Consider the following 21,973-nt stretch of genomic DNA (forward strand, 5'->3'; position numbering starts at 1 on the left):
CGTTGATCAGAATGTCGTCGGCGTATGGGCGCTGATAATCCGGCAAATCCGCGCCGACGTGTTGCTGAAACTGTGGGGAATGCCGGTGTTGATGGCGTAGCTCTGGCCGGCCAGCAGGGGATAAGCCTGCCCGTTGACCTGCAGCACGACTTCGCCTTCCAGCAGGGTGCCAATCTCTTCCCCCTGATGCTTGATGCGTTCACCGGTGGTGGTACCCGGCTCATAGGTTTCGATCATCATCGCCAGGGTGCGATTAGGATCGCCGTTGTGGATCAGTTTCATAGAAACCCCCTGGCTGCCAATCTCGATCAGATCCTGGTAGTCGATAACAATCCGTGGCTCGGCCGGCTTCTCCGGTTCGGCGAAAAATGCCGACAGGGACAGCCCGTACACCGTCAGCAGCTTTTGTAAGGTGCTGATGGCCGGACTGACCTTGTCCTGTTCGATGGTGCTGATGGCGCTGTGAGTTAACCCAGACAGTTCGGCCGCGCGGCGCTGCGACAATCCCAATTGCTGGCGGATTTGCGACAGACGTTTGCCCGGTGCCAAGCTGACATCGCTCATGGGCGTTTTTCCTTTTGATAGTTCCGGCAGGCGCTAATGAAACCTTCAAACAGCAGGCGTGACAGGGCATATTCCTCGCTGTTCCATTCCGGATGCCATTGCACGCCCAGCGCAAAGGGCTGATCGCGCAGGCTGATGGCTTCTACCAACCCGTCGGCGGCGTGAGCTTCGATACGTACGCTGGATCCCAGCGTCTTCGCGCCCTGGCCATGCAGTGAGTTCACCCAGAATCTGTTGCAATCCGGTATCAGTTGCGAGAGTAAGCCCCCTTCCTGAACGATGACTTCGTGGGCAGGGGCATATTGCTGTTCGAGCGGCAGGTCGTGATCTTCACGGTGTTCCAGCAGCTCGGGCAGTTCATACAGCCGGCGGTGCAGGGCACCCTGGGTGGCGACCACCATTTCCTGCATGCCACGGCAAATGGCGAAAAGGGGAATGCGCCTGTCGAGCGAGTGGCGGATCAGCGCCAGGCTCAATTCGTCTCGCCCGGGATCGGCGTCAGGCTCATCGCCGTTTTCACCATAAAGGTGCGGCTGCACATTACTGGGGCTGCCTGGCAACAGAATGCCATCGAGTTGCGGCAGTAACTCTTCGAGCAGTTTCGGTTCTGCCAGCGCGTGTGGCAGGGCTATCGGCAACCCGCCCGCAGCGATAACGGCATTTAGGTACTTTTCTTGCAAGGTCTGAGTGAGGTGCCCGTTTAACCTATACCTGCACATCACTACGCCGACCATTGGTCTGTTAAATATATTGCCCATGCTGTCCCCTTGGTATGTTCGAAATTATGAACGATAAGCTTCTCCACTGCCGTTTCCGTTCAATATTTTATAAATCTAGCAGTGAGATGGGCAATATTCAAACTAAAAGTAACACTTGCAAAACAATTTTGTTGCATCTATGTTTCATTGGTGGACATTATATTGAGCAAGATGGTCAAAAAACATCGACGGCAATAAGTGTGAGAACCACAGACAAAAACATACATGGCGGGTGAATCATGCAGACCAACATAGTAGAAGTGGAAAACTTTGTTCAGCACCACGAAGAAAAGCGAAGTAGCGCGTTCCAACGTGAAGTGAAGAAGTATCTGGAACGTTATCCATTAACTCAGCACGTTGACGTTCTGTTGACCGACCTTAACGGCAGCTTCCGCGGCAAACGGATACCGGTTGGCGGGCTGAGCAAACTGGAGAAGGGCTGTTACTTCCCGGCGTCGGTGTTTGCGATGGATATTCTTGGCAACGTGGTTGAAGAGGCCGGATTGGGGCAAGAGCTCGGTGAGCCGGACCACATCTGTGTACCGGTGTTGGGCACGCTGACGCCGTCGGCGGCGGATCCACAATATATCGGCCAGGTACTGCTCACCATGCTGGATGAAGATGGTACTCCCTTTGACGTTGAACCGCGCAATGTGCTGAACCGAGTGTGGCAGCGTTTGCGTCAGCGCGGGCTATCCCCCGTAGTAGCGGTAGAGTTGGAGTTCTATCTCATCGATCGTCAGCGTGATTCGGAAGGGTATCTGCAGCCGCCGTGTGCGCCGGGTACTCAGGAGCGTAACACCCAAAGCCAGGTCTATTCGGTAGACAACCTTAACAACTTTGCCGACGTGTTAAGTGAGATCGACGAACTGGCACGCCTGCAGGGGCTGCCGGCAGACGGTGCGGTGGCCGAAGCCTCGCCCGGTCAGTTTGAAGTCAATCTGCACCATACCGACAACGTGCTGCAGGCCTGCGACCATGCGCTGGCGTTGAAACGCCTGATCCGCATGGTGGCAGAAAAACACAACATGCAGGCCACCTTCATGGCCAAGCCGTATGAAGAGCACGCCGGCAGTGGCATGCACGTGCATATCAGCATGCTGGACCGTCAGGGCAACAATGTCCTCGCCGATGATGACGGCGAAGACTCTGCATTGTTGAAACAGGCTCTGGCGGGAATGATCGCCCTGATGCCTTCTTCTATTGCGCTGTTGGCGCCGAACGTTAACGCCTACCGCCGCTTCCAACCGGGCATGTACGTGCCGACTCAGGCATCCTGGGGCCATAACAACCGCACAGTGGCACTGCGTATCCCCTGCGGCGACCGCGATAGCCACCGGGTGGAGTACCGCGTGGCCGGTGCCGATGCCAACCCTTATCTGGTGATGGCGACCATCCTGGCGGGCATCGTCTACGGGCTGGAAACACCGCTGCCGCTGCAAGAGCCGGTAACCGGCAACGGGCTGGAGCAGGACGGACTGCCATTCCCTATCCGCCAGAGCGATGCACTGTATGAATTCGAGCATCAGCCGGTGTTGAATGCGCTGCTGGGTGAAAGGTTCAGCCATGTTTATCTGGCCTGTAAAACGGATGAGCTGGTGCAGTTTGAGCGCCTGATCACCGATACCGAAATCGAGTGGATGCTGAAAAACGCCTGAACCCGCTCATCCTCGATGATACCGCGCGCGTCTGGCGCATTCCGCCGGCTATCCTGTGGCCTGCGAAGCTGCGCGCAGCGGTAAAGCATTTCTTCTACTTGGCGTACAGGACGCCGGCGAGGAAAGAACCATGACAGCCATAACTGTTCCATCAACCTGCGCGGGCGTTTGCCTGTGCCGCAGTAAATATGGGCCTTCCGCTGGCCGCGTTTTTTTGTCTTTGCATCGTCCCTTCCGCCGCCTGAGCAGCAGTTTCCCCGCGGCCTCTCTGAATGACGTTAAACGGTTACCAGCAGAGGACAAAGGGGGGAAACGCCATGGCGATTAATGCGATCGAGGTTAATGAGGCGGCCAAGCCGCAACTGCGTAAAAGCCTGAAGCTGTGGCAAGTGGTGATGATGGGGTTGGCTTACCTGACGCCCATGACGGTGTTTGACACCTTCGGCATTGTCTCCGGCCTGACCGATGGCCACGTCCCGGCCGCTTATCTGTTGGCGCTGGCCGGCGTGTTGTTTACCGCCATCAGCTACGGCAAGTTGGTTCGCAAGTTTCCGACCGCCGGTTCCGCCTATACCTATGCGCAAAAGGCCATTAACCCGCACGTCGGTTTTTTGGTGGGGTGGTCCTCGCTGCTCGACTACCTGTTCCTGCCGATGATCAACACCCTGTTGGCAAAGATTTATTTGACCGCGCTGTTCCCCGAGGTGCCGCCGTGGGTGTGGGTGGTAGGCTTTGTGATCATCATTACCGCCATCAACCTGAAAAGCGTCAATTTGGTGGCTAACTTTAACACCCTGTTTGTTTTGGCCCAGATAGCGATCATCGTGGTGTTTATCTTCCTGGTCGTGCGCGGCCTGCATAACGGTGAAGGACTGGGGACGGTGTGGAGTCTGCAACCCTTCATCAATGAGAATGCGCATTTGCTGCCGATCATCACCGGCGCCACTATTTTGTGCTTTTCGTTTCTCGGCTTCGACGCGGTCACCACCCTGTGTGAGGAAACGCCCGATGCCGCCAAGGTGATCCCGAAGGCCATCTTCCTGACTGCGCTGTACGGCGGGGTAATCTTCATCAGCGTTTCCTTCTTTATTCAGCTGTTTTTCCCATCTATTCAGCGCTTCCATCAACCGGACGCGGCGCTGCCGGAAATCGCGCTGTACGTGGGCGGCAAGCTGTTCCAGTCGATTTTCCTCTGTATTACCTTTATCAATACCCTGGCATCGGGGCTGGCCTCGCACGCCAGCGTTTCGCGACTGCTGTACGTGATGGGGCGCGACAACGTGTTTCCGGAAAAGTATTTCGGCTATATCCACCCGAAATGGCGCACCCCCTCATTGAACGTGTTGCTGGTTGGGCTGGTGGCGCTGTCGGCGCTGTCTTTCGATCTGGTCACCGCGACCGCGCTGATCAACTTCGGTGCGCTGGTGGCCTTCACCTTCGTTAACCTGTCGGTGATCAGCCATTTCTACATTCGCGAGGGGCGCAACAAAAGCTGGAAGGACCGATTTAACTACCTGTTCCTGCCGTTGGTGGGGGCGTTAACGGTTGGCGTGCTGTGGCTGAACCTGGAAAAAAGCTCGCTGACCATGGGGCTGATCTGGGCCGGGCTGGGTTTTGCCTACCTGGTATATCTCACCCGGCGTTTCCGTCAGCCGCCGCCGCAGTTTGAACGGCAGCCGCAGCAATAAGGCCAAGGCTGTTGATGAACCCATCCAGGGGTAAATCGGTAGGGGGGCGGCCATCTTCGCCCCGATTCAACTCATTGATTATGCTATAGGGCGCAGCATGCAGCGCCCCCACCAGGAAACGATAGGTACACCGAGGCGGGCTTTCCCGCCTTTCTTTTTTTATCACCGGGCAGTAGAGTGAAAATCCTGATAAAAAATAACTGATTGGAACGCTTTCATGTCTTCTCTGTCCGCCCAATATAAAGCCACCTTGCTCGGTCTGTTGGCGATCCTGCTGTGGAGCAGCGTGGTTGGCCTGATACGCAGCGTCAGCGAAGGGCTGGGGCCGATTGGCGGGGCAGCAATGATCTACAGCGTCAGCGCGGTATTTTTGCTGTTGGCGCTGCGCATGCCGAATTTACGCCTGTTCCCACGCCCCTACCTGCTCCTCGGCAGCCTGCTGTTTGTCAGCTATGAAATCTGCCTGTCGTTGTCTTTGGGCTATGCCAATACCCGTCTGCAAGCGATTGAAGTGGGAATGATCAACTACCTGTGGCCCTGTTTCACCGTGCTGATGGCCCTGGTGTTTAATGGGCAAAAAGCCAGGTGGTGGCTGCTGCCGGGGCTGTTGCTGTCCTTGTTCGGCATTGGCTGGATCATGAGCGGCGAGGGCGGCTGGTCGCCGGCGCAAATGCTGGAAAACGTGCGCAGCAATCCGCTGAGTTATTCGTTGGCTTTTGGCGGCGCGGTGATTTGGGCGCTGTATTGCAATCTGACCAAGAAAATTGCCCAGGGTCATAACGGCGTGGTGTTGTTCATTACGCTGACCGCCCTGGCACTGTGGTTGAAATATACATTCAGCAGCGAAAGCGGTATGCAATTCACGTTGCCGGTAACCCTGACGTTGCTGTGCGCGGGCATGGCAATGGGAGCAGGCTATGCGGCGTGGAACGTGGGTATATTGCGCGGCAATATGACGCTGTTGGCGACGGCGTCTTACTTTACGCCGGTGCTGTCGGCGGTGTTTGCCGCGCTGGTGCTGAATACTGCACTGACCGCCAATTTTTGGCAGGGTGTGGTGATGGTCACGGCAGGTTCGTTGATCTGTTGGCGGGCAACCCGAGGAAATTAACGGAAATTATCTGCCTGTCGCCCAATGTTGAACTAGAATTTAACTAGCGATTCTGCCTGAAGGAACATAAAAAATGAGAGACGATATTCAATTCATTCAGCAGCCAGTGATTGACGACGAACGTTTTATGCGCGGTGATACCGTGCGCCTGACCACCGCAAATTTACGTCACGAATACCAGCTTGATGTCAGTATTTTACGCCGGGAAGGCAAACTGATTTTTGGCTCGGTCATCGCCGCTGCACCGAAAGTGGATATCCCGCCCAAAGAGTGGGAGATAGCTCCGGGGCAGGAGGTGGTTTTCCGCCAGGAAAATATTGCCAAAGCACTGCCTTCGGTGAGCTGAGCTTCCCCCATGTGAGGTGTTTTCACGTCCATTGACCGCAGTAGATTTCCAAGAAATGCCGGCGTCTTTTAGCGCCGGCATTTTCATTTCAGCGACAGAGACGGTTACTTTATTTATTGATTACAATTGGCACAAAAAATGCTTTAAAAATCACCGGGCATGACAAAAATCACAGCGATCGTGAATTTGCATGAAACATAATTTGACAAATGTGAACGCAATCGATTACCTATTCGCGAAATGCATAACTGGATCACAGATTCTTACACCCAGTGATTTCTATAATGCGCGCGTCGCCCGAGAGTTTGTAAGCGGAGGCAACGCCAGGTGTCGTCAGACTGATTGTCATCTTTTCTAACGGGCAGGAAATGGCCCTTTAAGCATGTGGTAATAAAATGAAAAAAATAGCTCTCGCAGCAGGTGTACTGCTCGCAGCGTCTTACAGTGCATCTTCAATGGCTGATAGCAAAGACAGCCAATACGTCTCGGATTGGTGGCACCAAAGCGTTAACGTGGTGGGCAGTTACCACACCCGTTTCGGACCTCAGTTGAACAACGATCTGTACCTGGAATATGAAGCCTTCGCCAAAAAAGATTGGTTCGACTTCTATGGCTACATCGACGTGCCTAAATTCTTCGGCGTGGGCAACACCCCTGACCGTGGTATCTGGGACAAAGGTTCTCCGATGTTTATGGAAATTGAACCTCGCTTCTCCATCGACAAACTGACCGGCACCGATCTGAGCTTTGGCCCGTTCAAAGAATGGTACTTCGCCAACAACTACATCTATGACCTGGGCCACAACGCCGACGGTCGCCAGAACACCTGGTATATGGGTCTGGGTACTGACATCGACACCGGTTTGCCAATGAGCCTGTCGATGAACATCTATGCCAAATACCAGTGGGAAAACTACCAGGCTGCCAACGAAAACAGCTGGGACGGTTACCGCTTCAAAGTGAAATACTTTGTGCCGTTGACCCAGGTGTGGGGCGGCAATCTGAGCTACATCGGTTTCACCAACTTTGACTTTGGTTCCGATCTGGGCAAAGACGACTTCACCGTGAACGGTCGTCAGGCGCGCACCAGCAACTCGATCGCTTCCAGCCATATTCTGGCGTTGAACTACGATCACTGGCACTACTCGTTCGTGGCTCGTTATTTCCATAACGGCGGCCAGTGGCAGGACGGCGTGGATATTGGCACCCCACAGGGCCCAATCAAATCCACCGGCTGGGGTTACTACATCGTGGCCGGTTATAACTTCTGATTTTCCGTGGTATCAGAAACAGAAAACCCCGCTTTGGCGGGGTTTTTTTTCGTCATCACTGCGCTTGTTCACCGGGCAGATGCCGCACCGGCATAAATAATCGTCCTTTGATTACGTGGCATTCATTATCGATCCAATTGATGATTTGTTCACGGCTAACGCCTTCGGATTGTGCGTAGCGGTGAAGATCGCCATTAAAGTGCTGTGTGATGTATTCCATGAGGGTCATTTGCATGTCTTTTGCTCCTGAACGCCCACCCGTTGCCAACTGGCCACCGCGGGAGGTTAAGGTTTCTCAGACGCCGAATTTAAAGTATTGGCAACCAAATCTCAACAAAAAGCACCGCGGTGGTGCATCCAATGTCGATTTATCGGTAAAAAAGAATCCCGCACGGAGAGGCGGGAAGGGTTCAGTGTTATCACTTTGGGTGATAAAAAGATGATTTGAGGTGCGACGAAAAAGAGCGGGCTAACTCTTTTTTGTGACAATTCCAAACTACTGCATGGCTTATTTCGCTGCAAGAAAAATCTTAGGCCGGAATTCGGTTTTTTCGAATAGTTTTGCGCTGGGATAATCTTCTGTCATTTGGCCTGATGCCGATCTCTGTATGGCACCTAACTCTCAGAGTTTTCCTCATGCTTTGTGCGGAGAATTGCGCCTATAGTGAAGGTAATAACCCATGCAGGAAGTAACAAAATGAGCAAACGTCGTACTACTTTCACCGTATTGGCGCTGATTGTTTCTCTGGGGCTGACATCCGCACCGGCGCTGGCCGATAAAGGCGGCAACGGTAACGGCGGGGGTAACGGCCATGGTAACAGCGGCAATCACGGTAATAACGGTAATAACGGTAATCACGGTAATAACGGCAATAATGGCAAGCATGGCAATAAAGCCAAAGATAACGATGGCGACCGCGGGCTGGTTTCCGTCAGTATTTCTCATGAGCGTGCACGTTCTCTGGCCTTGAACTACGGTCTGACCGGCTACCGTTCTTTGCCACCGGGGATCGCCAAAAATCTGGCGCGTGGCAAGCCTCTCCCTCCTGGCATCGCCAAAAAAATGGTGCCATCCTCCATGCTGCACGATCTGCCTTATTATCCAGGCTATGAGTGGCGCATTGCCGGTAACGATCTGGTGCTGGTGGCGTTGAGTACCGCACTGGTTGCCTCGGTGATCAACGGCGTGTTTGATTGATTCCCGCTGACTCTGCTTTAAGGCCCCGCTTCGGTGGGGTTTTTTATTTGCCTGCAACGGGGGATCGTGGTGAACTCTTTTCCTGTAATTTTGGTGCATAAGGAAATTGTGATGTTCAGGATGTTATTGATTGCCTGCTGCCTGGTCAGTTTTTCCGCTTTGGCCAACGGAGGGACGGCACTGGGTGAACTGGTCAATCAGCGTCTGGGTTATATGAAAGACGTTGCTGGCTATAAGGCGCAGCAGCATTTGCCGATCGAGGATTTGGCGCAGGAGGCGAAGGTACTGGCAAGCACGCAGGCAGAGGCGGGGCGCTTAGGGCTGGATCCGCTTTCGGTTCGACCGTTTATCATCGCGCAAATGGACGCCGCCAAGGCGATTCAATACCGTTACCGCGCGGACTGGCTGGCGCAGCCGGAAAGCGGCTGGCAGCCACGGCCGTTGGAACAGGTGCGGCCGCAAATTGCCGAACTCAGCAGTCGCATTTTGCAGCGACTGGCTCAGGCATTAAAAGCCGGGGCGCTGACGGAGAGTGCGCGCAGTCATTTTATTCAGGCTATTGATCAGAACAACCTCAGTGAGGCCGACAAGCAGCGGCTGTTCACCGCCTTATTGGCCGTCAGGGCCGCCAAGGCGGGATGATCCCGGCGTCCGCTAATCGCGGTCGACGCTGCTGCGCTGGAAGGTCAGCACCCGGCTGCGATTGGCAATCAAATCTACGCTGTAGCCGCGGAAATAGAGGCAAAAGCGTTTCAACCACGGGCCGTCGCTGCTTTCGACCAGCATGCGGCCCTGGCCCAGCGAACTGATCTTCCCGGTTTGCGATGATGGGCCCACGCCAATGTGCACCCGATCGCCGCAGATCTCGAAGGCGGTGCGGTACTGCGGGTGGTACCACAAGCCCTGCACGTGCTTCAGGCAATCGCGGTTTGGTGTGACGGGCAGAAAGCTGCGCGGCACGTGGCACACTTCACCTTCTACCGCTTCACCGGTCCATTTCAGCCGCATCGGCATATGAGCGGAAAGCGACACCGCGTAGCCGTCATCGGCCTGATATAGCGCCTCTTCACTGCCCAGATAAGCGACGTTGCCGTCTTTCACTTCCAGCCAGTAAGGATCTGCCACCGTGGTGTAAATGCCATCGGGAATGGCGGTGCTGCGTTTCGGCAACGCTTCGCCCAGCAAGGCGGCCATCACCTGCAGTGCCATGTCGAAACTGTCGCAGTCCTCCCGGTTAGCCACCACAACGACACCGGCCTGCCGGTCGGGTGCCAGCAGGAAATAAGTTTTGTAGCCGGCATGCGAACCGCCGTGGCCCAGCAGACGGTGTTCGCCGAGCGGCGTTTGCGCCAGCCCCAGCCCGTAAGCGCTGACCTGCCCTTGGTTGAGATGGCGCGGGGCACTCAGTTGCGCCAGTACGCCACGGCCAGGGCCTTGATTGGCCAGCAGCGTTTGCAGCCAGCGAGTGAGGGCATTGGCGCTGCCGGTCAGGCTGCCGGAGGCGGAAAGGTGCAGACCGGCGCAGGCCAACTGCCAGCCCTGTTCGGAACGCCAGTAACCGGGGGCAAGCCCAGGCACCACGTCATACCAGCTTTCCGGTGCCCGCAGTTGCACCTGCAGCGGCTGGGCAATGTGCTGCTGAACCAGTTGGTCGAAGTCATAGCCTTTGGCCTGTAGGGCCGCTTCAACCAACCGGTAGCCAGTGTTGGTATAGGTGATTTCGCTGCCGGCCGGGTAGTTCAGACCCTCTAGCCCCTGCAGAAACTGCATGACTGGTTGCGCTTCGCTGCGGGTATGCACCGAAATGCCCAGCAGCCCCAGTGTTTCACGTACGTCAGGCAGCCCGCTGGTCATATCCAGCGCCTGGCCGACGGTCACATTTGCCAGCGGCTTTCGCAGCTCAGGCAGCAAGTCACCCAGGCGGTCGTTCAGGCTCAGGGCCTGATCCGTAGCGTTGAGCGCCAATGTGGCGAAAATATGTTTGGTGACGGAAGCGTAGCGCACCACGGTGTCTGCGTTAAAAGGGGTATTTTGCGCCATATCGGCTCGCCCGGCATAGGCAGTTGCGCGTACTTGTGCGGCATCGAACAGGGTAATAGCGCCACCGGGTTGGTTGTCGGACTGCCAATCAGCCAGCAGTCTATTGGCGACGGCCTGCGCGGCACGCCAGTTCAGCGGGATTTCGGACATAGAGGGCCTCCAGAGTATTTTTTATTTATTTGTGCCTTGATGGGCTTTTCGCCAGATTGTGGCGTACCGCGCAAACGGCGGGCCGCTGTTTTGTGCGCTGTTCCGACCAGATTCACTGATTTTCAGTCAAAATTGCGATGCAGTACGCAAATTGAAACGGAAGCAACAAGGAGGCAAATTGTGTGCCGCAACGTCAGGGCACTAAAGCGGGAGGGTGCTTGCTTGAAGGCTTGATTGTCGCAGGGCAATTAGCGTTGCCCTACGACAGGAGGAGAAAAGGATCAACGCAGTTGACCGCCACCGGACAGCAGGCTGTCGATCATCTGTTTTAGCAGGCGTTGCAGAGAGGCGGCACGCTCGGGCTCAAACGCATAGGGATACTGTTCGGACATGTAGTTCACCTGCGCCAGCTCCAGTTGAATGGCATGCTGCTGCTCTTGCGGACGGCCATAAGCCCGAGTGATGTAACCGCCTTTGAAACGGCCGTTAAGCACATGCGTGAACTGCTGTTGCTGTTCACAGCAGGCGACCAGACGATCGCTCAGCGCCGGGGCGCAGCTTTCGCCCCCGTTGGTGCCCAGGTTGAGGTCTGGCAGCTTACCGTCGAACAGACGTGGGATAACGGAGGCAATGGAATGGGCGTCGAACAGCAGCGCGTAACCGTGCTTGGCTTTCAGGCGCGTCAGTTCGTCTTGCAACTGTTGGTGGTAAGGTTGCCAGATCTGTTCCAGATAGCCGGTGCGCTCCTGGTCAGAGGGGGCTTTACCCGGCAGGAAGCTCGGTCGGCCGTCAAACAATACGTCAGGATACAGACCGGTGGTGGCGGTAGTATAAAGCGGTTTGTCGTCGGCTGGACGGTTCAAGTCGATAACAAAGCGCGAATAATTGCCGACCAATATGCTGGCACCCATGGCTCGAGCGAAATCGTACAGCTGTGGGATATGCCAGTCGGTATCGGGCAGCGGCCGTGCATCGTCGGTCAAGCCGGCTTCGACGGCCGGTGTCAATCGGGTACCGGCATGGGGAATACTGATCAGCAGCGGCAGGCTGCCGGGGTGGAAATCTAAAGCATCGCGAATGGTCATTGACGTACTTCTCCTCGGAAAATCACCGTACAGGGCAGTTGACCGCCCAACCAGTAAGCCAGTTCAGCCGGACGGGACAGCGGCCAGTGCACAAAATCCGCCAGCTTGCCGGCTTCCAGCGTCCCCTGGCTTGCCTGCAGGCCCAGCGCCTTGGCCGCATGTACCGTGACGCCCGCCAACGCTTCTTCCGGCGTCAAGCGGAACAGCGTGCAGGCCATGTTGATCATCAAACGCAAGGACAACGCCGGTGAGGTACCCGGATTCGCATCGCTGGCGATCGCCATGGCGACGCCGTGTTTGCGGAACAGGTCTACCGGTGGGCATTGAGTTTCACGCAGCAGGTAATAAGCGCCCGGCAGCAGCACCGCAACGGTGCCCGCATCGCCCATTGCGCGCGCATCCTGTTCGGTAGCATATTCAAGATGGTCGGCGGAAAGGGCATGGTGCTGCGCTGCCAATTCACTTCCGCCGAGGGCAGAAAGTTGTTCCGCGTGCAGCTTAACGGGCAGACCGGCTTTTTCCGCTGCGGCGAACACTCGCGCCACCTGCGCCGGTGAGAACGCCAGATGCTCGCAGAAGGCGTCAACCGCATCGGCCAATCCGGCAGCGGCAGCCTGAGGAATAATGGTGTTGCACACCAGATCGATATAGTCGTCGGCGCGATGAGCATATTCCGGTGGCAGCGCGTGCGCCGCCAGGCAGGTGGTTTTCACTTCAACCGGCAACAGTTCGCCCAGCTTGCGCGCCACGCGCAGCATTTTCAGCTCGCTTTCCGGCGTCAGCCCGTAGCCGGATTTGATCTCCACGCAGGTCACGCCTTCCGCCAGCAGCGGTCGCAGCCGGAACAGCGCCTGCTCCAGCAGCAGTTCTTCGTCGGCGTCACGGGTGGCCTTGACGGTGGAAATGATGCCACCGCCCTGGGCGGCGATATCGGCGTAGCTTACGCCGTTGAGGCGCTGCTCGAATTCGCCGCTACGGTTGCCACCGAACACCAGATGGGTATGGCAGTCGACAAAGCCCGGCGTGATGATACCGCCGTCGAATTTCACGGTTTCATCCGCTATCAAGTTTGCCGGTAACGCCGCATGTTCACCCAGCCAGACAATCTTGCCGTCACGCACGGCGATCGCGCCGTTGGTGATGGTGTGATATTTACCGTCGCGCATGGTGACGACGTCGGCCCCGTGCCACAGGCTGTCGCAGTGAATCTCAGAGGTCATGGCTTTTCTCCGCCGGAGCCGTGGCTCCCACATGGTTGTATATACAATTAAAAACAACCTAGCGCATTCATCGGGTTGTCACAAGGGGCGGGATAAAAATTTGTTATCGGGATGTGATCGTTGTGGAAGAGCGGGTACCAAAACGGCACCCGCAGGGGATCAGACTTCGCTGGTGAAACGGCCGAACAGTTGATAACGGCTGCCCGGGTACAGCAGGCGTGCCGACGTGACCACGGTTTTACCGGACCAGGTGCGGCGGTGGATCAACAGGCCGGGTTCGTGGTCTTCCAACTGCAGCAGTTCGCGCTCCTGGCGGGTCGGCACTACCGCTTCGACGATGTGTTCGCCTGCGGTCAGCGGCGCGGCCTGCGTCAGATAGATATAGGGCGTAACGCGGTCGAAATCCTGTTTCATGTAGTCGGGGGCGATCAGGGGATTCACGCAGCGGTCTTCCACCTGTACCGGCAGATCGTTTTCGTAATGCACAATCTGCGAATAGAAAAGTTGCTGGCCCGGTTGAATGCCCAGCGCCAGTGCCTCTTCTTCGCTGGCCGGTCGCGCTTTCAACTGCAGGATTTTGCTGCTGTGGCGATGACCCCGGGCGGCGATTTCGTCAGCGATGTTATGCACTTCCAGCAGCGCGGTGTGCGCTTTAGCTTCGGCGACGAAGGTGCCGACACCCTGCATGCGGATTAAATAACCTTCGGTGGTCAGTTCGCGCAAGGCGCGATTAATGGTCATCCGGCTGACGCCCAATTCGGCGACCAGCTCACTTTCCGAGGGGACGCGTTGGTGCGGCAACCAATGACCTGCACGGATTTGGTTCACGATCGCCTGCTTGACCCGTTGATATATTGGGGCGGGGGTATCGCTCATTGCAGCAGCCAGTTGCAGCACGGTCTGTTGATCAACCACGACGTTAACCTCGTCAAATAAAAAAATAATAACATCAGTTTACTGTTGATGTCGGCGTATGTATATGTATATACAACTAAGGGCCGGTCCGCCACAGCAATGCGCTGGGCCCGTATATTTTCGGATGCGCGATTATCGCGCGTTATTAGCCGTTACACTAACAGTGGAATACTGCCATGCCTGCATATTTTGCCTCACGCGCTCTGCTTCCTGAAGGTTGGGCGCATAACGTCCGGTTGGACGTGGATGCGCAAGGTTACCTGACTCAGGTGACTGCCGACGCCGATCCCGAAGGTTGCACCCGTCTGCACGGCGATGCGGTGCCGGGCATGCCAAACCTTCACTCCCACGCCTTCCAGCGTGCGATGGCCGGGCTGGCGGAGGTGGCGGGCAATCCGCAGGACAGTTTCTGGACCTGGCGCGATCTGATGTACCGCCTGGTGCAGCGCTTAACGCCGGAGCAGGTGGAGGTGATTGCCCGCCAACTCTATATCGAAATGCTGAAAGGGGGCTATACCCAGGTCGCCGAGTTCCACTATCTGCATCACGGCGCCGACGGTCTCCCTTATGCCGATCGCGGCGAAATGACCGGCCGACTCAGTCAGGCGGCGGCCCAGGCGGGGATCGGGATGACCCTGCTGCCGGTGCTGTATAGCTATGCGGGATTTGGCGGCCAGCCCGCTCAGCCGGGGCAAAAGCGTTTTATTCAAAATGCGGACAGCTATCTGGAGCAACAGCAGACGATCGCGCGTCAGTTGGCAGAGCAACCGTTGCAGAATCAGGGCCTGTGCTTCCACTCGCTGCGTGCGGTGGAACTGGGCCAGATGCAGCAGATCCTGGCGGCGTCGGACAGTTCGCTGCCGGTACATATTCATATTGCCGAGCAGCAGAAAGAGGTCAACGACTGTCTGGTCTGGAGCGGACGTCGCCCGGTAGCCTGGCTGTACGAGCATCTGCCGGTGGATCAGCGCTGGTGTCTGGTACACGCCACCCACCTCGATCGTGACGAGCTAGAGCAGCTGGCACGCAGCCAAGCGGTAGCCGGCCTGTGCCTGACTACCGAGGCCAACCTGGGCGACGGCATCTTCCCCGGCGACGCCTATCTGCAACATCAGGGGCGCTGGGGCATTGGTTCTGACAGCCACGTATCGCTCAATGTGGTGGAGGAGCTGCGCTGGTTCGAATACGGTCAACGCCTGCGCGATCAGCGCCGTAACCGGCTGACCACGCCGGAGCAACCGGCCGTGGCTGACGTCCTCTACCAACAGGCGTTGCAGGGTGGGGCACAGGCCTGCGGTGCACCGATCGGTCGGCTGCAAAGCGGCTACCGTGCCGACTGGCTGGTGCTGGACGGCGACGATCCGTACCTGGCAGCGGCGCCGGACGCCTCCATCCTCAACCGCTGGCTATTCGCCGGGGGTAAAGAGCAGATCCGCGATGTGTTCGTCGGTGGACGACAGGTGATCGAGCAAGGGCGTCATGCACTGCAGCAACGCAGCAGTGCCGAGTTCTTGCAGGTGTTGAAAACCTTCCAGCAGGAGGCGTGATGAACCTGACGCGTTTTGATTTTGCTTCTCTGCCGGTCACGCCGTGGCGCAACGGTGGTGGGGAAACCCGAGAGATCGCCAGTTGGCCTGTGGGCACCCAGGATTTCGACTGGCGTGCCAGTATCGCCACCATCGCGCAAGACGGCCCGTTCTCGGCCTTCAACGGCATAGATCGTTCGATAACGCTGTTGGAAGGCGATGGCGTGCATTTGTTCAGCGCCGGGCACGTTGATCATCATTTATCGCAGGTTGGCGAACCGTTCGCCTTCTCCGGCGATGTGGCGTTGGGCGCGACCTTGTTGGGCGGCAGTAGCCAGGACTTCAATATCATGACCCGTCGTGGCCGCTGGGCAGCCGACGTGCAGCGAGTGACGAAGGCAATCGAGCTGCCGGCTTCACATGCTGGTGTGCTGTACGTGCTGCAGGGACGCTGGTTGCTGGCGGATGGCGTTACCCTGACAGCACGCCAGGGCGGTTGGTGGCCGGCGGGCGAGTTTAGCGGGACGCTGGCCCCTCTGGAGGAAGATAGCGTCATTCTGTGGGCCGACATCACAGCCTGCTAAACCGGGCTAGAGTCCAGCGCTAAGTTGTGGGATGATCTCTACTTCTATCCCACACTTATCCCAGATTGAGAAGGGCGCATGGCCTCGCTGAAAGACGTTGCAAAACTTGCCGGGGTATCCTTGATGACGGTATCCCGCGCCATCAACGAGCCCGATAAGCTGCGGCCGGATACCTACCAACGCGTCAAACTGGCGATCGACCAACTGGAATACGTGCCCGATCTTGCGGCGCGACGCATTCGCGGCGACAGCAGTCGGGTTCAGACACTCGGCGTGCTGGCGCTGGATACCGCGACAACCCCCTTCTCGGTAGAGATGATCCTGTCGATTGAAAAAACGGCGCGTGAACACGGCTGGAACAGCTTCGTGGTCAACCTGTTTGCCGACGACAGCGCGGAGCACACCATAGACCTGCTGCTGGCACACCGACCTGACGGGGTGATCTTCACTACCATGGGGCTACGCCAGGTAGATATACCGGCCAAGTTACTGGATAAAAAACTGGTGCTGGCCAACTGCATCAGCCAGGAACACCCGGTAGCCAGTTACATTCCCGATGATGAGCAGGGCCAGTATGACGCCATGCGCGCGTTGATCGCCAAAGGCTATCGCGCACCGCTGTGTATTCACCTGCCGGAAACGACCCTGGCGGCCGGGTTGCGCCGTCGCGGGCTGGAACGTGCCTGGCGTGAAGCGGGTGGAGACGTCGATCAATTACGGCAATATCATCTCGATCTGACTGAAGGCGACGAGCATTACCGCGACAGCGTGGCATTGCTGGAACGGCACTTCTCGCCGGGGCGGCGCGACTGCGATGTGGTGGTGTGCGGCAACGATCGGGTGGCGTTTTTGGTGTATCAGGTGTTGCTGGCGCAGGGCTGGGAAATCCCGCAACAGGTCGGGGTGCTGGGCTACGACAATATGGTTGGTATTGGCCAGCTGTTCCTTCCGCCGCTGACCACGGTGCAGTTACCGCATTATGAGCTGGGCCGACAGGCGGCACTGCATCTGATTAATCAATTGGATCACAGCGACAGGGTGAAGGTGGCCTGCCCGTTATTACTGCGTGGGTCGCTGTAACCCAACAGGGCGCAGTTTATTCACCGCCGCGCCCTGCACATTGAGTTGGTCTCAGATCACTCCCAGATGCTTTCCAGTTCCCAGGCCTGTGCCGCGCCAAACTGCGCCAGTCCGCCTTCGGCGAACAGGGTGACGCTGCGTTGCCCGTCGGTCGGGTAGATACGGCTGGTCAGGCAGGCCTCGCCATGATTAACGAACACTTCCAGCGATGAGCGGTCGATAAAGACGCGCAGCGACAAAATGTCCGCCTCAGGCAACGGCACGCTGCGGCAGCCGCACAGGCCCGGATCTTCACTGAAACGTTCCAATACCAATCGATGCGTTTGATTATCGACGTACAGCCGTGCGGCGGTGCCTATAACGATGCCGTAGCGCTCTGCATCGCTGGCGACGACGTTTAGCGTCAATGTCAGTTCTTGCACCCCGTCAGTCAACACCTGCCGCTGGTTACGTACAGACACGGCGTCAAATGACTGTTGCTCGCCGCGCAACGCTGTCAGCTCGCGCGCCGGATTCATCAGTACGTTGCCTTCACATGACAGCGTCAATTCACGGGGCAGGGTGAGTGCACCGGCCCAACCGTGGGGTTTGCTCGGCATAGGCGATTCCCACATGTCCATCCAGGCGAACAGCATGCGGCGACCGTCGGCGGCGGTGAAGGTTTGCGGTGCGTAGAAATCGTGCCCGCCATCCAGCTCGCAGAATGACTGGGTGACGCTGAAATCCTCATCGGGCCGCCAGTGGCCGAGCAGATAGCCGCTCTGGAAGCGGTTACGATTGCGATAACCCTGCGCTGTCAGTCCCTGCGGCGAGAACAGCAGAACCTGCTTTTCACCGAGCGGGAAGAAATCCGGACATTCCCACATATAGCCCTGGTGCGGCGATTGTGCCCCCGCCAGGAGGCGATCGAACTGCCAGTCGCGCAGGTCATTCGAACGGTAAAGTCGAGCCTGGCCTAATCCGTTTTCTTTGGCGCCGACCACCATCCACCAGCGGTCAGCTGCACGCCAGACTTTCGGATCGCGAAAGTGCTGAATGCCTTCCGGCGGCAGCAACACCGGCCCGTGTTTGACGAAATTTACGCCATCTTCGCTGGTGGCCAGGCACTGCACTTCGCGTACCTGGTCGTCATCGCCTTCTTTGCCCAGCCAGACGTGGCCGGTGTAGAGCAGCGTCAATACGCCGTTGTCATCCACCGCACAGCCGGAAAAACAGCCGTCTTTGTCGTAGCTTTCGCCGGGAGCCAGGGCGATCGGCTGATGCTGCCAATGCGCCAGATCCCTGCTGGTGGCGTGGCCCCAATGCATGGGGCCCCAGTTTTGGTCATAGGGATGATGTTGATAGAACGCATGGTAGACGCCGTTAATGTACACCAGACCGTTGGGGTCGTTGATCCAACCGGCGGCCGCCGCCAGATGAAATTGCGGATAGTAATCGTCCTGACGTTGCGCGCGCAGCGCTTCGACCGCGTGATCGGCTTGAGCTAAAGCATTTTTCATTGGGTTGGCTCACTTGATTTTATCGTTGATTGAAATTGGGGCGTGCGGGCGACGGTTTCGCCGCGCAGCAGGAAGCAGGAAATCAGCGTGGTACCGGCTACTGCGCAGCCCATCAGCAAATAGGTGTCGGCAAAGCCGATACGGTCGTAGCCGTAACCGGCGAGCGGCGCCAGGATGCCGGCGACGATCTGGCTGATAAACTGGAAGCCCACCAGATACAGCGTCGAGGACAGGCGGCTGTCAAAGCGGGTGGTGATGTATTTGAACATTGCCACCAGCAGGATAGGCAACTCCACGGCGTGCAGCAGTTTCATGGCGGAAATCATCAATGCGCCGCTGGCCAAGCCGGAACCGAACATGCGCAGTGCCATCACGCTGCTGGCCAGCAGCAAGCTCTGTTTGATGCCGATGCGATTGACCAGCAGGGGGGCCAGGAACATGCCGCCAGCCTCCAGAAACACCTGCAGCGAATTGAGGAAACCGTACATGCGGTTGCCTTCTTCGTGCGTTGCGAACTGCGAGGCAAAATACACCGGGAATTGCTGGTCAAATACGCCGTAGATGCTGGTACCGAGTACGAACACCACCAGTGCCCAGAAACCCGGCAGGCGCAGCAGCGCCAGCGCGTCCTGCAGCTTCAGATTTTCCGGTTTACCGTATTCCAGACCGGCCATGGCGTTGGGTTTCAGTTCGCGCACCTGCCACAGCAACAGCAGAAATACCGCCGCCGAGGCCGAGGCGATCCAGAAGTTGATATTCGGATTGATGTTGTAGATGAAGCCGGCGAAGAAGGTCGCGCTGGCCCAGCCCAGTGAACCCCACATGCGGGCCCGGCCAAATTCAAAACCGACGATCCGGCTGACCCTTTCGGTATAGGACTCCAGCGCGCCAATGCCGGCATTGAACGCCAGGCTGACGAACACGCCGCCCACCAACGCACCGGCCACCAGGTTGGTTTGCAGCAGCGGGGCGTAGACGTAGATAAAAAACGGGCCGGTCAGCAGCAGCAGCACGCCGACAAACAGCAGCAGATGCTTACGCAGCCCGAGCTTGTCCTGAATAAAACCGTACAGGGGCTGTGCGCACAGCGCCATGATTGACATCGCCGAGAAGATCAGGCCGGTTTCCGTGCCTTTCAGGCCGATCTTTTGGTTCAGCCAGATGGAGATCAGAGAAAAACTGGATGACCAGGTGAAGAAGAAGAAAAACAACAGGCCGCTGAGAAGCACATAATATTTTTTTGTTTCGCGGTTCATGGGGAATGCCCTGATGGATGAAATTGGCTCTATTGTTAACGTTAACTTTAAATCAAATAAAGCCGCCAAAGCCAGGGATTGCGATGTTAATCACAAAAGTTAACGTTAACATTTTGTTGGTGTGATCCAAATCACCTGTCAATAAAACAGGGGCGCAGTGCGCCCCGCAGGGTTAACGTTCGTTGAGTGAACGGAGATGGTCGTCGCGCCGCAGGGTCATCAGCGCGAACAGGCTGACTACCGAGGTGGCGACCACATAGTAAGCCGGGATATCGAGGTTGCCGGTCTGTTTGATCAGACCGGTGATGATTAGCCCGGCAGAGCCGGAAAACACCGCGTTGGAAAGCGAATAGGCCAGTCCCAGACCGGTATAACGCACCTGGGTCGGGAACATCTCCGCCAACATTGCCGGACCGGGGCCGGCCAGTAAACCGACGACAGCACCGGCGATCATCACCGCGATGCCTTTGGCCAGCAGCGAACTTTGAGGGTCCTGCAGCAGGTGCAGCAGCGGGAAGGTGAACAGGATCACCGCCACTACCGCCGTCAGCATCACCGTTTTGCGCCCCAGCTTATCGCTGAGGATGCCGGCGGGCAGAATGGTCAGGGCGAAACCGACGTTAGCCAGTACCGTCGCCACCAGCGCCTGCTGGAAGGTGGCGTGCAGCGAGGTTTGCAGGTAAGACGGCATCACCACCAGAAAGGTGTAACCGGCAGCGGACCAGCCCATCATGCGCCCAATGCCAATCGCGATGGTTTTCACCACGCCGCTTAACTTCAGCTCGGGGGCATGCACCTTGGTGCCGAGGTTTTGTTGCGCCTGGGTAAAGGTCGGCGTCTCTTGCAGTTTTAAGCGTAGCCACAGTGCTACCGCGCCCATTGGCAACGCCAGTAGGAAGGGGATACGCCAGCCCCAGTCATGCAACTGCTCAGGGGTTAAAAGCGCAGCCAACAGCGCTACCAGTCCGGCCCCCGCCAACAGCCCGAAGGCCACGGTCAACGACTGCCAGGCCCCGAACAGGCCACGTTTTCCCTTCGGCGCGAATTCGGTCATCAGCGAAACCGCACCGCCGAATTCGCCGCCGGCGAACAGCCCCTGGAACATGCGCAACAGGGTCAGCAACAGCGGGGCGGCAACGCCGATGGAGGCATAGGTCGGCATCACGCCGATCAGGGCGGTGGCCACTGTCATCAGCAACAAGACTGCGATCAGCGTCGGTCGGCGGCCAATGCGATCGCCGATGCGGCCGAAAATCACGGCGCCTATCGGGCGACAGAAAAAGGCCAGCGCAAAGGCGGCATAGGTGAGGATCAGGCTGGTAATTTCACTTTCACCCTGCAGGGTGAAAAAATTGGCGGCGATCACGGTAGCGAGAAAACCGTAAACGCCGAATTCGTACCATTCGATAAAGTTGCCGACCGATCCGGCCAGCAAGGCCTGACGCGACTGGCGTGCGTCGATAACCGTGGTTTGTGTGTCCATCCCCATTCCCATGTTTGAATTATTGTCATTCAGTTCTAAATTCTTATGACAAAACAATCAATTATTTTAGGCGGGAAGTGTGAAGGCCTCAGACGATGTCGTCGATTTTCCACCAGTCGGGGCAGCCATCGGAAAAGGAATGCGCAGTGGGGCGCAGCGCCGCTAGCTCACCGCGATCAAAACTGCCGGTGACCAACGCGACGGTCGGTTCGTCATCGACAGCGCCCAGAGTACTGCCGCAACGTGGGCAAAAAGCGCGGCTGGAATAGTCGGAAGAACGGTACAGGGCAGGCATGCCGCCGGTACCGATCCAACTGACGGCTTCACGCGGAAACTCAACCCAGCACAACGTCGGCGCGCCGGAGTGGCGCTGACAGAACTCGCATGAGCAACTGTGGGGATTACCGGGCTGCCCAACGGCCTGAAAACGGATATGCCCGCAAAGACAGCCACCTGAATACCGCCGTTTTTCCATCGCTTCACCTGTCGTTTATCGTTGTAGCCTGTAGCCTGAGCTTACTATAACGGCCCCGGTGAAAAA

The 21,973-nt window shown here is 57.3% G+C and carries 21 protein-coding genes; 10 read left to right on the plus strand and 11 right to left on the minus strand.

Features of this window, described 5'->3' with window-relative positions; translation table 11 throughout:
- Positions 1 to 6: 6 nt before the first annotated feature.
- Both puuR and puuD read right to left on the minus strand, forming a co-directional pair.
- On the minus strand, positions 7 to 564 hold the full coding sequence (gene puuR / locus H0S68_RS10055; RefSeq protein ID WP_020826500.1) for an HTH-type transcriptional regulator PuuR: 558 nt from the start codon (positions 562 to 564) through the stop codon (positions 7 to 9).
- Entirely contained in the window at positions 561 to 1,322 is a 762-nt protein-coding gene (gene puuD / locus H0S68_RS10060) for a gamma-glutamyl-gamma-aminobutyrate hydrolase (protein WP_410529359.1), read from the minus strand. Before puuD ends, puuR begins: the two co-directional genes overlap by 4 nt.
- Positions 1,323 to 1,561: 239 nt before the next feature.
- Between puuD and H0S68_RS10065 the strand changes: the two genes are divergently transcribed.
- From H0S68_RS10065 to H0S68_RS10085, 5 genes are all read left to right on the plus strand, one after another.
- A complete protein-coding gene (locus H0S68_RS10065) occupies positions 1,562 to 2,980 on the plus strand; it encodes a glutamine synthetase family protein (RefSeq protein ID WP_020826502.1) in 1,419 nt (472 codons plus the stop codon).
- 317 nt (positions 2,981 to 3,297) lie between these two features.
- Positions 3,298 to 4,668 carry an APC family permease gene (locus H0S68_RS10070; RefSeq protein ID WP_020826503.1) on the plus strand — a complete coding sequence of 457 codons (1,371 nt, stop codon included), beginning with the start codon at positions 3,298 to 3,300 and terminating at the stop codon, positions 4,666 to 4,668.
- A gap of 217 nt (positions 4,669 to 4,885) precedes the next feature.
- Entirely contained in the window at positions 4,886 to 5,779 is an 894-nt protein-coding gene (gene yddG, locus H0S68_RS10075) for an aromatic amino acid DMT transporter YddG (protein ID WP_410529360.1), read from the plus strand.
- A 73-nt stretch (positions 5,780 to 5,852) separates the two neighbouring features.
- Positions 5,853 to 6,125 (plus strand): hypothetical protein, encoded by a 273-nt coding sequence (locus tag H0S68_RS10080; RefSeq protein WP_020826505.1) that lies wholly within the window; start codon positions 5,853 to 5,855, stop codon positions 6,123 to 6,125.
- 395 nt (positions 6,126 to 6,520) lie between these two features.
- Positions 6,521 to 7,396 (plus strand): nucleoside-specific channel-forming protein Tsx, encoded by an 876-nt coding sequence (locus tag H0S68_RS10085; protein WP_041414482.1) that lies wholly within the window; start codon positions 6,521 to 6,523, stop codon positions 7,394 to 7,396.
- Between the two features lie 55 nt (positions 7,397 to 7,451).
- Here the strand turns inward: H0S68_RS10085 and H0S68_RS10090 are convergent, their stop codons facing one another.
- Complete coding sequence (locus tag H0S68_RS10090; protein WP_020826507.1) at positions 7,452 to 7,631, minus strand: hypothetical protein; 180 nt, start codon at positions 7,629 to 7,631, stop codon at positions 7,452 to 7,454.
- 462 nt (positions 7,632 to 8,093) lie between these two features.
- On the opposite strand from H0S68_RS10090, the gene H0S68_RS10095 reads away from it, so the two are divergent.
- Together H0S68_RS10095 and H0S68_RS10100 are read left to right on the plus strand one after the other, a co-directional pair.
- A complete protein-coding gene (locus tag H0S68_RS10095) occupies positions 8,094 to 8,594 on the plus strand; it encodes an anti-virulence regulator CigR family protein (protein WP_410529361.1) in 501 nt (166 codons plus the stop codon).
- A 111-nt stretch (positions 8,595 to 8,705) separates the two neighbouring features.
- A complete protein-coding gene (locus H0S68_RS10100) occupies positions 8,706 to 9,236 on the plus strand; it encodes a chorismate mutase (protein WP_262255344.1) in 531 nt (176 codons plus the stop codon).
- A 12-nt stretch (positions 9,237 to 9,248) separates the two neighbouring features.
- On the opposite strand, the gene H0S68_RS10105 is transcribed toward H0S68_RS10100, so the two are convergent.
- From H0S68_RS10105 to hutC, 4 genes are all read right to left on the minus strand, one after another.
- Positions 9,249 to 10,784 (minus strand): serine hydrolase domain-containing protein, encoded by a 1,536-nt coding sequence (locus H0S68_RS10105; protein ID WP_410529362.1) that lies wholly within the window; start codon positions 10,782 to 10,784, stop codon positions 9,249 to 9,251.
- Between the two features lie 281 nt (positions 10,785 to 11,065).
- On the minus strand, positions 11,066 to 11,869 hold the full coding sequence (gene hutG, locus H0S68_RS10110) for an N-formylglutamate deformylase (RefSeq protein WP_020826511.1): 804 nt from the start codon (positions 11,867 to 11,869) through the stop codon (positions 11,066 to 11,068).
- Positions 11,866 to 13,089, minus strand: a complete 1,224-nt coding sequence (gene hutI / locus H0S68_RS10115) for an imidazolonepropionase (protein ID WP_115059044.1) — start codon at positions 13,087 to 13,089, stop codon at positions 11,866 to 11,868. The genes hutG and hutI overlap by 4 nt, the downstream gene beginning before the upstream one ends.
- Before the next feature lie 159 nt (positions 13,090 to 13,248).
- Positions 13,249 to 14,004, minus strand: a complete 756-nt coding sequence (gene hutC / locus H0S68_RS10120; RefSeq protein ID WP_020826513.1) for a histidine utilization repressor — start codon at positions 14,002 to 14,004, stop codon at positions 13,249 to 13,251.
- Positions 14,005 to 14,180: 176 nt separating this feature from the next.
- Here hutC and H0S68_RS10125 point away from each other — a divergent pair, with 176 nt between their 5' ends.
- From H0S68_RS10125 to H0S68_RS10135, 3 genes are all read left to right on the plus strand, one after another.
- Positions 14,181 to 15,551 carry a formimidoylglutamate deiminase gene (locus H0S68_RS10125; protein ID WP_410529363.1) on the plus strand — a complete coding sequence of 457 codons (1,371 nt, stop codon included), beginning with the start codon at positions 14,181 to 14,183 and terminating at the stop codon, positions 15,549 to 15,551.
- Positions 15,551 to 16,114 (plus strand): HutD family protein, encoded by a 564-nt coding sequence (locus H0S68_RS10130; protein WP_410529364.1) that lies wholly within the window; start codon positions 15,551 to 15,553, stop codon positions 16,112 to 16,114. Before H0S68_RS10125 ends, H0S68_RS10130 begins: the two co-directional genes overlap by 1 nt.
- A 78-nt stretch (positions 16,115 to 16,192) precedes the next feature.
- Positions 16,193 to 17,194 (plus strand): LacI family DNA-binding transcriptional regulator, encoded by a 1,002-nt coding sequence (locus H0S68_RS10135; RefSeq protein WP_201895349.1) that lies wholly within the window; start codon positions 16,193 to 16,195, stop codon positions 17,192 to 17,194.
- Positions 17,195 to 17,250: 56 nt separating this feature from the next.
- On the opposite strand, the gene H0S68_RS10140 is transcribed toward H0S68_RS10135, so the two are convergent.
- From H0S68_RS10140 to H0S68_RS10155, 4 genes are all read right to left on the minus strand, one after another.
- Positions 17,251 to 18,693, minus strand: coding sequence for a glycoside hydrolase family 32 protein (locus H0S68_RS10140; RefSeq protein WP_410529365.1), 1,443 nt, complete (start codon positions 18,691 to 18,693; stop codon positions 17,251 to 17,253).
- Positions 18,690 to 19,949, minus strand: a complete 1,260-nt coding sequence (locus tag H0S68_RS10145; protein ID WP_262244322.1) for an MFS transporter — start codon at positions 19,947 to 19,949, stop codon at positions 18,690 to 18,692. Before H0S68_RS10145 ends, H0S68_RS10140 begins: the two co-directional genes overlap by 4 nt.
- Before the next feature lie 172 nt (positions 19,950 to 20,121).
- Positions 20,122 to 21,432 carry an MFS transporter gene (locus H0S68_RS10150; RefSeq protein WP_187962765.1) on the minus strand — a complete coding sequence of 437 codons (1,311 nt, stop codon included), beginning with the start codon at positions 21,430 to 21,432 and terminating at the stop codon, positions 20,122 to 20,124.
- An 88-nt stretch (positions 21,433 to 21,520) separates the two neighbouring features.
- Positions 21,521 to 21,907, minus strand: coding sequence for a GFA family protein (locus tag H0S68_RS10155; protein WP_046373780.1), 387 nt, complete (start codon positions 21,905 to 21,907; stop codon positions 21,521 to 21,523).
- Positions 21,908 to 21,973 lie beyond the last annotated feature (66 nt).

This window comes from Serratia sp. AXJ-M (assembly GCF_046531865.1).
GTDB lineage: Bacteria > Pseudomonadota > Gammaproteobacteria > Enterobacterales > Enterobacteriaceae > Serratia > Serratia liquefaciens.